General features: G+C 34.7%; 16 protein-coding genes and 1 pseudogene. 8 read left to right on the top strand and 9 right to left on the bottom strand.

Annotated features, from left to right (window positions below):
* Positions 1-488 precede the first annotated feature (488 nt).
* Together ybaK and COL05_RS25220 are read right to left on the bottom strand one after the other, a co-directional pair.
* The gene (gene ybaK / locus COL05_RS25225) at positions 489-965 is read right to left on the bottom strand and encodes a Cys-tRNA(Pro) deacylase (protein ID WP_098670578.1); all 477 of its coding nucleotides are present in this window, start codon (positions 963-965) and stop codon (positions 489-491) included.
* 198 nt (positions 966-1,163) lie between these two features.
* Positions 1,164-3,326, bottom strand: coding sequence for a serine hydrolase domain-containing protein (locus COL05_RS25220; RefSeq protein WP_098670577.1), 2,163 nt, complete (start codon positions 3,324-3,326; stop codon positions 1,164-1,166).
* Between the two features lie 268 nt (positions 3,327-3,594).
* Between COL05_RS25220 and COL05_RS25215 the strand changes: the two genes are divergently transcribed.
* The 4 genes and pseudogenes from COL05_RS25215 (at position 3,595) to COL05_RS25200 (ending at position 8,283) form a co-directional block, all read left to right on the top strand.
* Positions 3,595-5,388 carry a hybrid sensor histidine kinase/response regulator transcription factor gene (locus tag COL05_RS25215; RefSeq protein ID WP_098670576.1) on the top strand — a complete coding sequence of 598 codons (1,794 nt, stop codon included), beginning with the start codon at positions 3,595-3,597 and terminating at the stop codon, positions 5,386-5,388.
* Between the two features lie 280 nt (positions 5,389-5,668).
* Positions 5,669-6,947: pseudogene (locus COL05_RS25210) on the top strand (histidine--tRNA ligase).
* Between the two features lie 162 nt (positions 6,948-7,109).
* Entirely contained in the window at positions 7,110-7,421 is a 312-nt protein-coding gene (locus tag COL05_RS25205) for a hypothetical protein (protein WP_098670575.1), read from the top strand.
* A gap of 262 nt (positions 7,422-7,683) precedes the next feature.
* Positions 7,684-8,283 carry a hypothetical protein gene (locus COL05_RS25200; protein ID WP_098670574.1) on the top strand — a complete coding sequence of 200 codons (600 nt, stop codon included), beginning with the start codon at positions 7,684-7,686 and terminating at the stop codon, positions 8,281-8,283.
* Between the two features lie 59 nt (positions 8,284-8,342).
* On the opposite strand, the gene COL05_RS25195 is transcribed toward COL05_RS25200, so the two are convergent.
* Positions 8,343-8,723 carry a winged helix-turn-helix transcriptional regulator gene (locus tag COL05_RS25195; protein WP_071758723.1) on the bottom strand — a complete coding sequence of 127 codons (381 nt, stop codon included), beginning with the start codon at positions 8,721-8,723 and terminating at the stop codon, positions 8,343-8,345.
* A 128-nt stretch (positions 8,724-8,851) separates the two neighbouring features.
* On the opposite strand from COL05_RS25195, the gene COL05_RS25190 reads away from it, so the two are divergent.
* Positions 8,852-9,532 (top strand): NAD(P)H-dependent oxidoreductase, encoded by a 681-nt coding sequence (locus COL05_RS25190; RefSeq protein WP_098670573.1) that lies wholly within the window; start codon positions 8,852-8,854, stop codon positions 9,530-9,532.
* Positions 9,533-9,682: 150 nt separating this feature from the next.
* Entirely contained in the window at positions 9,683-9,967 is a 285-nt protein-coding gene (locus COL05_RS25185; RefSeq protein ID WP_142337657.1) for a DUF1292 domain-containing protein, read from the top strand.
* 47 nt (positions 9,968-10,014) lie between these two features.
* On the opposite strand, the gene COL05_RS25180 is transcribed toward COL05_RS25185, so the two are convergent.
* From COL05_RS25180 to COL05_RS25150, 6 genes are all read right to left on the bottom strand, one after another.
* Positions 10,015-11,073 (bottom strand): pyruvate kinase, encoded by a 1,059-nt coding sequence (locus COL05_RS25180; RefSeq protein WP_098670572.1) that lies wholly within the window; start codon positions 11,071-11,073, stop codon positions 10,015-10,017.
* Between the two features lie 90 nt (positions 11,074-11,163).
* Positions 11,164-11,880: a hypothetical protein gene (locus COL05_RS25175; protein WP_098670571.1), complete on the bottom strand. Its 717-nt coding sequence runs from the start codon at positions 11,878-11,880 to the stop codon at positions 11,164-11,166.
* Positions 11,881-12,218: 338 nt separating this feature from the next.
* The gene (locus tag COL05_RS25165) at positions 12,219-12,977 is read right to left on the bottom strand and encodes an SDR family oxidoreductase (protein WP_098670569.1); all 759 of its coding nucleotides are present in this window, start codon (positions 12,975-12,977) and stop codon (positions 12,219-12,221) included.
* Between the two features lie 56 nt (positions 12,978-13,033).
* Positions 13,034-14,692, bottom strand: a complete 1,659-nt coding sequence (locus tag COL05_RS25160; RefSeq protein WP_098670568.1) for a putative ABC transporter permease subunit — start codon at positions 14,690-14,692, stop codon at positions 13,034-13,036.
* On the bottom strand, positions 14,685-15,410 hold the full coding sequence (locus tag COL05_RS25155) for an ABC transporter ATP-binding protein (RefSeq protein ID WP_000570194.1): 726 nt from the start codon (positions 15,408-15,410) through the stop codon (positions 14,685-14,687). Before COL05_RS25155 ends, COL05_RS25160 begins: the two co-directional genes overlap by 8 nt.
* 87 nt (positions 15,411-15,497) lie before the next feature.
* Positions 15,498-15,692, bottom strand: a complete 195-nt coding sequence (locus COL05_RS25150; RefSeq protein WP_098670567.1) for a hypothetical protein — start codon at positions 15,690-15,692, stop codon at positions 15,498-15,500.
* A 179-nt stretch (positions 15,693-15,871) separates the two neighbouring features.
* On the opposite strand from COL05_RS25150, the gene COL05_RS25145 reads away from it, so the two are divergent.
* Together COL05_RS25145 and COL05_RS25140 are read left to right on the top strand one after the other, a co-directional pair.
* Entirely contained in the window at positions 15,872-16,231 is a 360-nt protein-coding gene (locus COL05_RS25145) for a DUF3796 domain-containing protein (protein WP_098670566.1), read from the top strand.
* Positions 16,219-16,422 (top strand): helix-turn-helix transcriptional regulator, encoded by a 204-nt coding sequence (locus COL05_RS25140; RefSeq protein ID WP_098670565.1) that lies wholly within the window; start codon positions 16,219-16,221, stop codon positions 16,420-16,422. The genes COL05_RS25145 and COL05_RS25140 overlap by 13 nt, the downstream gene beginning before the upstream one ends.
* The last annotated feature ends 75 nt before the right edge of the window (positions 16,423-16,497 follow it).

Raw genomic sequence — 16,497 nt, 5'->3', positions numbered from 1 at the left:
ATTCTCACTATACAATTTGCTCCAATTGAAATAATATCTTCATTCATTCTTTTCACCTCCTTTAATACTATAAAATTCACAAAGAGGTGAAATGGTGTGGACAAGCAAAAAAAAAGTTGTTTTTTTGAAATGTGAGACATCAGTTAACAACTATCATCAAAAAATAGAAAAAACAACCTACACAACAGGAAGTTTTTTCTGTTTTTAATCTGTATATGATATTCAAAATTAGTTAACATAACGTTCTATTATCAGTAGCAAGGAAAAAGGAGAACCCTGCTCTCACAAGGAAATCCTCTTTTTTAGTTCTATGAATCTATACATTTTTTTATACACTCCTCTATCCTGGCATAGTTTTAAGGTTCTTATTTGTTACTGGATTAGCCAAAAAACTGTATAAAAAAAGATAATCAGCCCCATAATGGACTAACTAACCTATAAATCTTTATCTAATTTAATAAAACTAGAGTTTCTTTTCCTATGTATCATTATTTTGTTATTTCACCAAACTGCGCTCTCGTTACTTTCGCTAAGTCATCCACTTTCAGCTCAATTTGTACACCAATTTTCCCGCCGCTTACAATGATTGTTTCAAGTGATTGAGCACTCGCATCGATACATGTAGAAAATAACTTCTTCATTCCGACTGGTGAACAACCACCGCGAATGTATCCAGACACCTTCGTAATATCTTTAACAGGAATCATTTCAATTTTCTTTTCACTTACTGCTTTTGCGGCAGCTTTTAAATTTAGTTCCTCATCTACCGGAATGATAAACACATGATAATTTTTACTATTCCCTTGAGCGATCAACGTTTTATATACTTCCCTCACTTCTCGTCCAATTTTCTTGGCTACTGATACGCCATCAATTTTTCCATCGTCTGGATCATATGACATCATCGAATATTCAATTTTTTCTTTATCTAATATTCGCATCGCATTTGTTTTATCTTTTTTCATAACGGTCTCCTTAAAAGGTTATTTCATATTATTAAGTTTTATTATACACCCTTTTCCATTTCACCTGCATAACTTCACATTTTTGTAGATATATTTATGCATCATCATACAAAGATTTTATTTCCCATTACATTCAAAATCACATAAAAAAAATCGGCATCGATCCTTCAAACGGAAGGCTCGATGTCGATTTTACATTTAACGTCCAAACTCTTTATTAAATATTTTATCCCTGCCTGTAATGACTTCTGGACCTACTGCATTAATAGCAGTTACTAAAATATGTTCTCCTCCAATAGGTCCACCGACCCTTGTTTCGAATCCAAAAGTCCCACCAGCATGTCCCCAATACGATTGCCCGTCTGGTGTTTTCTCTTCATAAACTCCCAGTCCAACCTTACCTATAGGTGAATCTACTGTTGTGAACATCTGATTCATTATTTCTTGATTTAAGAGCTTCCCACCTAACAGTGCACTGAAGAATGTAGTCAAATCTTCCACTGTTGAAACCATATCTCCAGCTGCATTTGCCCATGACTGATTAATTTCTGTCAAATCATATAAACGACCTGATCTATCCATGTTATAACCATTAGCATGCTTACCCGGTATGTGCGAACTTGCTTCCATTACGAATGTTTCTTTTAACCCGAGCGGTTCAATAAATCTTTTTCTAATTTGCTCCGCATACGTATCTCCTGTTACCTTCCGAATAATTTCCCCGGCTATAACAGTATTTGTGTTCGAATAATCCCAGCCCTCCCCTGGTGCAAATACAGGCGGCTTTGCAAGTGCTAAACTTATGAGCTCATCGGTACTATAATAACGAAATGGGTTTTGAGGCAATGTAATATCTCGCATATCCAAATCAGTATATGCTGCAATCCCACTTGTATGGTTTAATAACTGACGAATTGTAATTTTACTCCCATCATATCCGTTACCCTGCACAACTCCCGGCAACCATTTTTCAACTGTATCATCAAGGTTTAATTGTTTCTCTTCAGCCAATTGCAGTACAACAGAAGCAGTGAATGTCTTCGTTATGCTTCCGATACGGAACGAAAAATTCGGTTCTACAGGGCGTGGTATCTCGTAACTAGCTGTTCCGGTAGCATACGACCAACGCTTCCCATCCTTTAATCCGCCAGCTATAACACTAGGAATTTTTTTATTCGTTACTACTTGATCCATCACACTTTGCACTTCTTCTCGATGTTTACTTTTCTTTTCCTTATCAGTAGGTTCCTTTTTTGATTTTGTCGCAAATTCTGAAGCTAAAATATTATTAATCTGTTTCTCTGCTCCTAATACATTAATATTTATCGAAATAACATGTTGACCATCTTTCGTTCCACCAGCAAAGTTAGTAAAACCAGGGATACCACCACCATGTCCCCATACTTCAGTGCCATCTGGTAGTTTTGTTGCGTGAATACCAAGCCCATACTTTCCTAACGGGGTATCTACTGTGTGAGTCACCATCTCCTTCTGCATTTCCGGTGTCAGTAATTTCCCACCTAATAAGGCACGGAAAAACGTTGTCATATCTTCTCCTGTCGAAATCATTTCACCACTAGCATTAGCAAACGATGGATTAAACAAAGTAATATCTACTAATTTATCTCCCGTATTTAAATAACCACGTGCATTCTTTTTCGGAATGTCCATTGAGCTTCCAGGAAGAACTGTTTCTTTTAAACTAAGAGGATTAATAATTCGTTTTTGTATCTGCTCAGCATACGATTCTCCGGTTACCTTCTGAATAATTAATCCTATAATAACCATGTTTGTATTCGAGTATGACCAGCCTTTTACCGGTCCTAATTGTAGGGCACGAGAAATTAATTGTTCCGCTGTATAATTCTGGCTTGGATTCTCTATTAAATTCTCTTTAAGATCTGGAGTCAAGTAATCAGCAATTCCGCTTGTATGATTTAATAGTTGGCGAATCGTAATTTTGCTGCCATCATAGCCTTTCCCTTTAATAAGTCCTGGCAACCATTTCTCTACCGTATCATCAAGGCTTAACTTCTTTTCACCCGCAAGCTGCAATACTACTGTAGCTACAAAGGTCTTTGTTGTGCTCCCAATTCTAAAAGCAGAATCAGCATCTACTTTATGATTTCTTTCAATATTCCCTTCACCAGAAGCATATGCCCAACTTGTCTCTCCATTTTTCACAGTAACAATAACTCCTGGAATATTCTTTGCATCGGCAGCTTTATCAATAACTTGTTCAATTGATATCCTTTTGTTTACCGCATGTGCGTTTTCATAAGAAGGTATCGCTAACGCTCCAACCAATATTGCTCCTGTTAAAGTAAGGGCTGTTCCTTTTTTTAAGATAAATGACTTCATTATGCATCGCTCCTATTATTTTCAATTTTTCTGTTGCCTCACTCCCTCACCTTACCTTCAATATTGTTAAATCACATAGTGACAAAACGTTTTAATTTATTTATGACGCTTTATGCAACTATGTCATATAAAACATGTGACAAACTGTCAACTGCTTCATATGACATAGTTTGTTGACTGTTTTTCTATTGACGATTTCAAAGATATGTTACATGATGAATCTGAATCATTAATAATTAATCTTAAAATACAAGTAGGTGCTTAATTTATGTTCTCATTCACAAAAGAATGGATTTGGTATGACTGGATATTTGTGCTCATACGAACATTTTGGCTAATTGTTATTATCAGCGCTAATTTTATGTTCCCAACATCCATTCATACATCAAGTATGATTGTACTTTCTCTCACTTTTGTCGTTTATCTTGTACCATTAATTATTCGATATAAGAAACCAGGATGGTACCCTGCATTCGATATTATCACTGCGGGTTGTTTTTATCTTTACTTAGCATCCGTAGCTCCAAATTTACTTTGGTCTTTCATTTTAGTCGTAATCATTATTGGACTATGTAGTAATCGAAATAATTATATATGGAGCGGTATTTTTTGTGGATTTGCATTTCCGCTATTGAATGCTTGGATTGCCAACCGATCGCCATATGAACTAATCGTTAGTTGTAGTCTCGGTTTTGCCATTGGCATTTCTTTTAATATATTAATTCAGTATCATAAGCAATCTCGAATTATTGAAGAGCAAAAACTACTATTAGAGCAACATATTAAAAGAATTGAAGAACTTACTTTAATAGAAGAGCGTAATCGACTGTCACATGAGCTACATGACACAATTGGTCATACACTTACTTCTCTCATCGCTGGCGTCACATCACTAAGATCATCAGTACCGGATTCGCAGTTTGAACGAATTGATTCCCTTATCAGCATTGCTCAGCATAGTCTAAATGATATTCGAAAGCATCTACATGAGCTATCTCATAATCCACTTAGTAATTCATTAAGTGAATCCTTGCAACAATTAACAGAAGAATTTATGCAAGCTACAGGTACAACCGTTACATTTCGTATGATTGGAAACGAGACCCTTGTAATGCAAAAAGTGAATTTTTGCCTATACCGTTGTCTTCAAGAGTCGTTAACAAATGCTGTTCGGCACAGTAAAGCGAGCAACATATCCGTTCAACTACATTTCGTCGACCAACAACTTCGATTGCAAATTGAAGATAACGGGATTGGAATGAAAGAAATTCAATTTGGCTTTGGACTCAGTGGAATGAAAGAGCGACTTGAACAAGTTCAGGGGACATTATCGGTTCAGTCTAATGTTGAACAGGGAACATTAATTGTTTGTAATATTCCATTACAAACAAAACCTGTACATGTCATCATTCGCTTATTGATCGTTGATGATCAGGCACTTATTACAAATAGTTTAGAGCAAATTTTAGAGAACCAAACTGATTTTATTGTTGCTGGAAAGGCATACGATGGATCTGAGGCATTAATATTATGTGAACAATTACAACCTGACATTGTACTAATGGACATTCAGATGCCAGAAATGAATGGTATTGAGGCTTTACTAGAAATGAAGCAACGTTGGCCTAATATGAAGATTGTACTTATGACAACATTTGAAGATTCCTTACAAGCAGCAACTGCACTCGAGCATGGAGCTGAAGGTTACATGTTGAAATCTATTCATCCACAAGAAATGAAGGAGGCCTTGAAACTTATTTATAATGGTGGAACTTGGATTGACCAATCAGTTGCTACACGCATTTTTGAGGAAATGAAACTTCAACGTGAGCAATTAGCGAAAATCAAATCAACTAAACAAACTTTTCCATACGGACTTACAAAACGGGAAATGGAAATTTTAGAACATCTATCAAACGGATTACGCTATAAATCTATTGCAGCTAAACTATTTTTATCTGAAGGAACAATCCGTAATTACTGCTCAAATCTCTATTCAAAGCTAGGTGTTAACAATCGGGAAGAAGCGATAAAAATGGCACGAACAGAAAACATCTTGTAGACAATGTGAAATAAATACATTTCGCTTCACAACTAAAAATATTGATAATTCAAAAATCATTTGATATAATTTGGAGAACTTACGTTAAGGAGAGATTTGCAATGCGAAATGTTAATACTTCTTTCCAACTTCATCATCATACATAACGCCGTGTATCCGAAGAAAAATTTTTCTTCGTGGGTACAGGGCTTTTCCTGTTGACCCACGAAGCGTTCATAAAGCTATGTGGGTATTTTTATACCTGCATAGCTTTTTTTAATTTAAAAAAGGAGTGATTACAATGGAAATGAAAAATGTAAAAGGAACGAAAGACTATTTACCAGAAGAACAAGTGTTGCGAAATAAAATTAAAAGAGCGTGCGAAGATACGTTCGAACGATACGGATGTAAACCGTTAGAAACACCAACGTTAAATATGTATGAGCTTATGTCTTACAAGTACGGCGGTGGTGATGAAATTTTAAAAGAAATATATACGCTTAGGGATCAAGGAAAACGTGATCTTGCCTTACGCTACGATTTAACCATTCCATTCGCAAAAGTCGTGGCAATGAATCCGAACATCCGCCTCCCTTTTAAACGTTATGAAATAGGAAAAGTATTTCGAGATGGGCCCATTAAACAAGGTAGATTTCGTGAATTCATTCAATGTGACGTTGATATAGTTGGTATAGAATCAGTCATGGCAGAAGCGGAACTTATGAGTATGGCGTTTGAACTGTTCCGAACGTTAAACTTAGAAGTAACGATCCAATATAATAACCGAAAATTGTTAAATGGTATTCTCGAGTCCATTAACATCCCTACTGAACGAACGAGTGACGTCATTTTATCATTAGACAAAATCGAAAAAATTGGGATTGATGGTTGTACGAAAAGATGTACTTGAGCGTGGAATTTCTGAAGAAATGGCCGATACGATATGTAATACCGTTTTATCTTGTCTAAAGCTTTCAATTGCTGACTTTAAAGAAGCTTTCAATACTCCACTCGTTGCCGAGGGAGTAAATGAATTACAACAATTACAGCAATATTTAATTGCCCTTGGAATAAATGAAAATGCTATATTTAATCCGTTTTTAGCGCGGGGACTTACAATGTATACAGGCACCGTATATGAAATCTTTTTAAGAGATGGCTCGATTACATCCAGTATCGGTAGCGGCGGTCGATACGATAATATTATTGGGGCATTCCGTGGTGATAACATGAACTATCCAACAGTCGGTATTTCATTCGGTTTAGACGTTATTTATACAGCACTATCAAATAAAGAAACAATATCATCTACAGCGGATTTATTTATCATCCCACTTGGGACAGAATTACAATGCTTACAAATGGCCCAGCAATTACGTTCTACCACTTCACTAAAAGTCGAACTCGAACTAGCAGGACGCAAATTAAAACGTGCTCTTAATTACGCGAATAAAGAGAATATCCCTTATGTGCTTATTATTGGGGAAGAAGAACTTAGTACAGAAACCGTTATGCTGCGGAATATGAAGGAAGGTAGTGAGGTGAAGGTTCCCCTTTCCTCTTTAAGTAGTTATTTATAATACGAACCACCCTCGTTTGGGTGGTTTTTCTATTTTAAAGATAACGAAACAATTAGTTACCATAAAATAATTATATCTAACTAATAACCACAAATATTTAATATCCAATCACCTGTTAATTTTGGTAATATATAGATATGAATTATTTTAGGAGAATTTGTTTTGAAAACCTACATACAAGCACTAAAGTGGACCACAGGGATCTATCACCTATTATTACTTCCTTGCTATTATATATTTCCAAGTCTTGTTAACCTATATGGGATACCTTTACTACTATTGATTGCTTTACATATCGCTACTATTTTATTAGCTAAAAAATCAGGCATGAATACGTACGCTCATTATATAGGTATTATCGTTACTCTAGTTGCCTTCTTTCCTTATATAGTAATCGTTCTACATATTATAGCAGCCGTTTTCCTTTTATTAGATGCTGCTTCTACAAATGCAAAAGAAGTGTATGATTCATAGCTGGATAAAATGAAACTTTAATCAGTAGAGTTTTGAAGTCGGTTAGCAAATTGCAACATTTACACACTAACTTTATTGTTAACACCCAAACAGGATTTACTTTTTAAGTAAATCCTGTTTTAATTTCAAATTACTCTCCTTACCCCAGACTAATAAAAGAATATTCTGTTTTATTTTTATAAAATTCTAAATATTTACAATAAAACTCAATTATCATACATTTTAGTTATGCAAAAAATCTAAGTTTAAAGGAGATGAATTCATGTTAAAAAAATTGATGGTAGGTGCAGTGGTAACCATTTCAGCATTAACTGGCGGAATGGGATCAGTATCAGCTAGTACCGAAAAGGATTATTCGATTACCTCTTTTGAATATGTAACTGTAGATGAAAAGACTGTAGATTCGTTTAATAAATTGGGTGCTCTATCTAAAGAAGACATAAAAATAACTGTAGTTCTACCGAAACAAAATCAGAATGGAGACTGGTTATCTTATGGGTTTTCGAGCAAAAAAAGTTTAGATTCTTTTATTGAAAAAGATAAACAAAGGTTGAATCATACAATCAATCCCCTTGGTGTCGGAGGGAGCGGACCTAATAGTACAGATTTCTATGAACATGCAAATAAAGGTGGCGAGTATTTTTCTCTTAGTAGCGGTTTTAAAAATTTGCCTCCTAATTGGCAAAATAGGATTTCTTCTGTAAGTACAGCATCCCCTACTGCTAGCTATTCGACAACGCTATGGGATCGTACTTCAACTGAAGGATATGGTAAAGGTGTCGTCTTCAAACACTCTGATTGGTATGGTAAAACTGTAAACTTGAATGACTTTGCAATTTCAGCAGTTGAAGTTAAAAAGTAAAAAATATAGAAATAAAAGGTGTTTTCACATATGGAAAACACCTTTTATTTCTACAACTCTTAACTATTATTTTTCGTATTCCTACTCTCCAAAACTTTCTCCATATTTTGAGTCGCCCATTCCATCATTAATAGAATGATTGGACGTAGTGATTCACCAAGCTCTGTTAATGAATATTCTACTTTCGGAGGCACTTCTCGGTATACTTCACGATGTATAATGCCATCCGCTTCGAGTTCTCTCAGCTGCAGTGTTAACATTCTTTGTGTGATATTAGGTTTTAATCTTTTTAATTCATTAAATCTCTTTGTACCATCTAATAAATGATACAAAATAACCCCTTTCCATTTTCCACCAATAACCTCAACCATAGCTTCCACTGGACAAGAATATTTATTTAAAAATGGGTAATTTATATTATTTTCGTTTGAACAATCCATCATAACTCCCTTCCCTTATCAATAGTATCTTTTTTGATACTATACCACATAAATGTGCGTACTTGTTTCTATGTTACTTTAAAAATATAATTTACTTACAAAATACATTAATGAAAAGAGGAATTTTTATGACAAATACAAAAGAAATTACAAAAGAGAAAATTATGGAGGCCTTTCATTTCAGATATGCATGTAAAGAGTTCGATCCTATGCAGAAAATTTCAGAAGAGGATTTTCATTTCATTTTAGAAACAGGAAGATTATCTCCTTCTTCTTTTGGATATGAACCTTGGAAATTTATTGTCGTACAAAATAAAGAAGTAAGAGAAAAACTACAACCGCATTCATGGGGCGCTGGTGGGCAACTTGCAACAGCTAGTCACTTTGTTATTGTTCTTTCAAGAAATATTAAAGATATGCATTATGATGCAGAGTATATTAAATATATGATGAACGATATTATTGGATTGCCTGAAGACACACAAAAAATTAGATATGAATTCTTCAAAAAGTTCCAGGAAACAGATTTTAACTTATTACAATCCGATCGTGCTGTATTTGATTGGGCATCTAAGCAAACTTATATTGCTTTAGGTAATATGATGACGAGCGCAGCTCAAATCGGTATTGATTCTTGTCCAATAGAAGGATTTGATAAAGAGAAAGTAGATTCTTTACTTCGTCAAGAAGGCATTATAAAAGACGATAATCTTGAAGTATCAGTTATGGTTGCCTTTGGTTACCGTAAAGAAGAGCCAAAGCGTGATAAAACAAGACAGACTATGGATACAATTGTTGAATGGATTTAGTAAGATAACACGCGCTCCTTATAGCTGTATACGCATACTAAAGAAGTAGAATTTCATTTTTCTTATGTATGAAATTGATTTTTCATGGAAAACTATATTAGTATGTATGCAGTTTAAACACTCTATTTATTAGAGTTGGACAGGAGGAGAATGAATATGTCTGATATTGAAGTTGGCGAAGTGTTTACTCTTAGTGATGAGAATAACGAAGAGCAAGAGGTAGAAGTACTTGGAGCGATGGATGTCGAAGGCGCAGAATATATTGCCGTTGCCTTTGTGGAGGATATCCAAACCGAAACTGAGGAAGACATTGATATTTTCTTTTTAAAAGTAGAAGAAGATAATGAATTCTCATACATTGAAAATGATGAAGAGTTTGATAAAGTATCTGCTGCATTTGAAAAGATTTTGGATGAGCAAGAGCAAGAAGAATAGAAATGTAACACAAGAGGACGGATGCATATCCGCCCTCTTTTTATTCATCACGCATCCAAAGACTTATGTAGCAATTCCAGTACATCTTTCATCACAAAAGGACCGTCTTTTTTCACATGCTCAGCGAATTCTGAAACTAGACGTAATGTTTTTACACTTTCAATCGGATGCTCGCCTGACGCACTTTCAGCAGAAAGCATAACAGCGTTCGTTCCGTCCAGTACAGCTTGAAACACATCAGTCACTTCAGCTCTTGTTGGAATAGAATGCTCTACCATAGATTGAAGCATTTGTGTCGCTGTAATAACATATGTATTCGTTCGATTACATTCTCGAATCATCATTTTCTGCAAGAGCGGAACAAATTGATACGGCAACTCTACTCCTAAATCGCCCCTTGCAATCATAATTCCGTCCGCTTCTTTACATATATCTTGAAAATTCTCGATTGCTTCCATCGTTTCTATTTTAGCGATTAAATTTGGCAAAGTTTCTTTATGCTGCTGTATAAAATCACGTATTTCTTTTATATGATCAACTTTTCGCACAAAAGAACATGCGATATAATCAACATTTTCTTCTAAAAGAAACTGAATATCTTGTTTATCTTTCTCTGTAATAGCCGGTAAACGAACGATTGCCCCTGGTAAGTTCACCCCTTTATGTGAGGAGATATTACCACCTGTTTTGACCCTTGTTTCTATTTTATCCGTACTTACCTTCTCAACGATTAACTCAACTTCACCATCATTAATTAAAATTCTACTTCCCACTTTCACATCATTCGCAATTCCTTCATAATCAACACTTGCTTCTTCATTGCTCCCTGTAACTGGTTGCGTATATAAAAGAAAAGAATCTCCCGCCTGAAGTGTAATTTGTTCTCCTTTTACTTCACCTAATCTTATTTTAGGGCCTTGTACATCGCCTAAAATTTTTATAGAATCATCTAACGATTTGACTAAACGAATGATATCTTTATGACTTTCATGCGTGCCATGTGACAAATTCAACCTTACTATTTTCATGCCATTGTTTATTAACTGCGCTAACGTTTCTTTATTATTACTTGCTGGCCCAATTGTACAAATTCGATCAATTGTCATATTTATCACCCTCCTTTTTCGTTATAATTCCCATAAACTTTTATTACACTCTCAACATAAAAAAGCCTACTCACAAGTAGGCTTTTCAAACTACGAAAGTTTCGTTAATAACTGAGTTAAATCTTTTTTCGTCTTCGTCGTTAATGACTTCATTTTAGCAATATCTATCTTTTCTTTCTCCGCTCCTACAATTAACGGGTACATACTTTGTCCAATTGTTTTATATTCAGCTGGGTGTGATGCTTCTAATTCTTTCTCAATCACATCCCACTTTTCATTAATTTGTTTTCCAAGTTTATTTACTGTTTCTAATTTCGGATTGGCAGCTAATTGCTTGTCTAAGCTATCAACTAATGCAGCAACTTCTTTTACATTTGTTTTCACAGCTACACTTTTCTTCGGATCTTTCGTTGTTTTTCCGTCTGAGTTTGTACTTGTACTTTGATCTGTTGTTTTTCCGCTAGTCGTTTGATCATTCGTTTTCCCCGTCGTTTCTTTTTCTTTTTCTTTTGTTTTCACATTTTCATTTTGAGTTGACGTTTTGCCGTTACTTTCTATTCCTGATGATTCTTTCGTATTTTTTGCATCTTTATCTGTTTTTTCATTTGAAGAAGTATTTGTTTCTTTTTCAGTATCTTTCGTTGTTTTTGACGCTTCATCTGCACTTGTCGTTTTTGCTTCTCCTTCATTTTGTGCTGTTACTTGCTCTTTCTTTTCTGTCTCTTTATCTGCTGATGGACTACAAGCTGCCATAGTAAGCATTGTACCAATTGTTATCGATGCGATAGCGACCTTTTTCATTTTCATATAAATCCCCCTATGTTTACTTTATTTATCCTCCCCTTTACGATTCGATTTCCCCTTAAAAAATCCCTTTTCATACGAAACACCATCTTTCCGACAGTAATCTTCATAATAATACGTACAAAAACCGATAAATCAATTCGAATATTCGATTTTCTTCTACTTCATTTTTCTGCTCGCAAGCAAAAGAAAAAGAGTATATTGTCACATGAAGAATTACGATCTTCATATGACGATATACTCTCCTACCAATTTTCTATCTTTCTTGACATTTTATTTATACAAAAAAAATAAAATTTTCTTTCATTTTTTGTTTCTCAATAAAAGTTAACATAATATATTTATGAGTAACCACCGTTCGAATGAATAACTTGCCCCGTAATCCATTTTGCTTCTTCACTTACTAAAAAAGAAATTAAGCGTGCTGCATCCACTGATTCTCCAACTCTACCTTGTGGGAATTTCCACACTAAATGATGCTTCAGCTCCTCTGTAATCCATCCTGTATTCGTCGGTCCTGGATCAACAGCATTCACTGTAACCCCCTTCTCCATCGCAACTGGTGCTACTGATTTTGTAAATGCTTCAATTGCTCCTTTCGTTGCTACGTATGCTAGTTCATCAGGCATTGGCCCTAGCGACTGTCCTGAAGTAAGGTTAATAATACTTCCACTCGTTTTCAGTGCATAATGTTTTATAAATAAGGAACTTAATAACATAGTAGCCCGGACATTCACTGTATAATGTTTATCTAACTGTTCTACATTTAATTCTTCAATTCTCGTATGAGTAGAATACGCTGCATTATTAATTAAAATAGATGGATCACCTAAACGTTCTGAGACCATATAAAACAAACGATTTGGCGAATACGACTGCGATAAATTGATTTCTGCCATTTCACAACGAACACCGTAACTTTCAATCTCCTCTTTCAACAAAAAGGGCTCTTTGTCATGCATTCCCCACGGCATCGCTTTATCATACTGAGACCAGTACGTGAAAAAAATGTCTATCCCTTTTTGAGCAAGCACCTTGCATACAGCCGCACCAATTCCATTCAGACGAGTTGCCCCTGTTACAATTGCTATTTTCTTCACCTTTTCTCCTCCATCTATGGATAAATCCCCTGCACGGATACAGAGGATTTATCTTTTTATTGAATATTTGCCAATATGCGTTCTGCACCTATTTTTAACATTTTAATTAAAATATAGTTGGCAATGGTAAACAACACAAATAAAACAATGAACATCACCCACAGTCCTACTTGAAGGAAGAAGTATAATAAACTTACTCCCGCTACAATAACTAAAGCTATAAAAATATTCGCTAAGAAATTCCACAATGTTGTATAGCGACTCTTAAATAATTTCTGCTCTGTATCCCAATGTATATCCGCAGTTTGTGCATCCCAGCGTGTACCGATTAAATTAATTAACAGTAACCCATTCGCACTTAGTAAAAACCACAGTAACATGAAAACAGGAGAAATCCCCGCTACAACTGCCATCGTAATACCGAATACTGCTAAAATAATTACATTAATTAACCAAGCAGTTATCGCTTTTGCAAAAAAGATATCCGAAGCTTTTACAGGTAAATAACGATTCACAAACCATGAACTTCCATCACGTGAAAATGATGTTGTTGCGATGACGTTACTTCCCATTAAAAATAGCGATGCACAAAGACCCACGCCAATTGCAAGACCTGCTGATTTTGGGTTATCAATATAACCTGTAATCCACTCTAAATTTCCATCTTGCACGAATAAAACAAAGAATAACATAATTGGCATAACGAAAGTTTGTACGATACAATTTAAGAAAAATTGTGGTGTACGGAATAAAGTTTTAAATTCTTTTTTCACATACGCTTTTAAATGTGAACTTTGTACCGTTGATTTCTGTAAGCCTTCTGCTGAAATAACTTCTTTTTTTGCTGTACTCGTTGAAAGTCCAATAACCCCTTTTAAATATGTACGCTCTGCAATGTAATAAAACAACACAAAAAATACAAATGAAATGAGTGCAAAGATTAATACGTATAAAGGTCCCTTCCAATTTGCATTTTCTACTAATGCCACTGCTCCAAAATATGTAGTTGGAAAATAGTTTGTCATTTGTACTAGAAGAGAAGATTGGTTGTTCGCAAGATAATTCGTAATTGCATCTTCAGAAAATGAACTTTTATTTTTCCACTGTAAAAACACATTAATTCCTACAATAAATAGTATACTTACGATTCCAATAAATATATTGCCTCGATCTTTATTTTTCGCTATATTTGTATACCTCATAATAACTGTCATCAGTAATGAAGCTAATACTAATGGCACAATCGGGAAGAGTAAGTAAATAAAAATCATATATATGTAATAGGTAATAAATGCGCTACTTTTTAACCCGTACGTAATAAAGATTGGTAATAAAATGAATGAACTCATTACGTATTGTGTAATTAATACTGTTAAAAATTTTGCCGAAATAATCTGGGCTGGTTTCAATGGTAACGGCAATAACATTTCAATGTCATTACTATAGTAAAATACAGTTAAAATGTTCGTTATACTCATTAAAAATACCCATATACTTGCAATCGCAAGTCCCATCGCGATAATCATCCCTGGGTCTTGCCCTAAATGCTTCATACCTTCATACATTCCGTGCGTGATAGAACCAAATATTAAAAAGCCGACAAATAAAATAGCTGCAAATGAAAATACATACGCCCATCGCTTCTTCTTATCTGTTATAAAATCTGCATAATTTAATTTCAATAATACTTTCGTTAACGTCCAAATTTTACTCATTGCCCGTCATCTCCAAGAACATTTTTTCAAGTGATTCATTGGATTTAAAATGATCTCTCATTTCATCTAAATTCCCTTTGAACTGCAAATTCCCCTTATTAATAATCGCGACGCGGTCACATAATTTTTCTGCCACTTCTAATACGTGTGTAGAGAAAAATACAATCTTTCCTTTATCCGCATGTTCTCTCATCATTTCTTTTAAAATATATGCAGATTTCGGATCAAGCCCTGTTAACGGTTCATCTAAAATCCATACATCTGGCTCATGCACGAGCACACCAATAATAACGATTTTTTGTCTCATACCGTGCGAGTAACTTTGAATTTGATCCGATAACGCATTGTAAAGATCAAATTTCTTCGCTAAAGACTCAATTCGTTCTTGTCGTACTTCTTTCGGCACTTCATACATATCTGCCATAAAGTTTAAATATTCAATTCCCTTTAATCGTAAAAACATATCTGGACTATCTGGCACATAACCAAACGTCTTTTTCGCTTCCATCGGATTTTTCATAATATCTATACCGTTAATCGTAATCGTCCCTTTGTCCACCCCATGAATACCAGTAATCATCTTAATTGTCGTTGATTTACCTGCACCATTCGGCCCTAAAAACCCAAAAATTTCTCCGCTAGGCACAGATAAACTTAAATCTTTTACTGCATAGGTAGATCCATTATAACTTTTTGACACATTCGTAATTTCAATCATTCCATCCAATCCTTTCCTTAATTACCAAATAACTATATTAACATTATAGCATACTTCTATTTTTAGATTTTTTTATTTTTTCAGTTTTTAACCTTTAAAATAAATATACAAACCTAATCCAACGATTAAAACGACAGCTAGTATAATATAAATCATCGTAAGCCTTCTAATATTCCCCTTTGTCGCTTTACTATAATTTGTATCACCATTTCGCCCAATTAACACCGTCACCACTACAGTAATGACTACAAGTAATACAACGATCATGATCCAAGTTAACATGCCTTCCTCCCCCTCCTTACAACCATTTTACAATATTATCCTCTTTATTTCGCAGTATATTTCCTCTTTTTACTATTATTATGAAAAGAATTGGAAAACTATTATTACTATACATTTTCACATGTGATATATTTATAACATAATGTGAATTATTTCTAACATTGAAAGGAGAACCTATCGTGAAAACAACTTGGATAAAATATTTAGGGTTTCTTGGTTTCTTCGGTTTCCTCGGCTTTTTTTATGAAAAAGGATTGTTTACTATGTTTTGTTTCTTCTCCTTTTTCGCATCGTATAGAACGGTTCAACACGATGAACTATTTGAACAAATCGTCAATAAATCGTGCCGCAATGCCTTTCTCGTTACATTACTAACTACCGCTATCATTCTGTTTATTGAAATGTTATTTCCAAACCCAGTACTACAAGAGATTGATATCGCCCTTATTTTCAGTACACTCATTCTTACGTTCGGCTTCTCTATGTTCTTTTACGATAAACCTGTTGATGAAACGGAAGATGCGCCATGGCATTCGTAACGAAAATAAAAGAATACCGCACCAAATTCAATATGACACAAGAAGATTTAGCAAAGAGCGTTGGCGTACGCCGTGAAACAATTAGCCATCTCGAAAAAGGAAAATATAACCCTTCCTTACAACTCGCTCACGATATAGCGAAGGCACTTCATAGTACGATTGATGAGATTTTTATTTTTGAGGATAAATAAAGTGAAACTTTAATCAGTGGGGGTTTTCTTCCCCCACTGATTATTAGCTCTCACCAATCGGACTTTTATGGGCAG

The organism is Bacillus sp. AFS059628 (assembly GCF_002571225.1).
Lineage (GTDB): Bacteria > Bacillota > Bacilli > Bacillales > Bacillaceae_G > Bacillus_A.
This window is presented reverse-complemented; position numbering and strand designations above follow the sequence as displayed.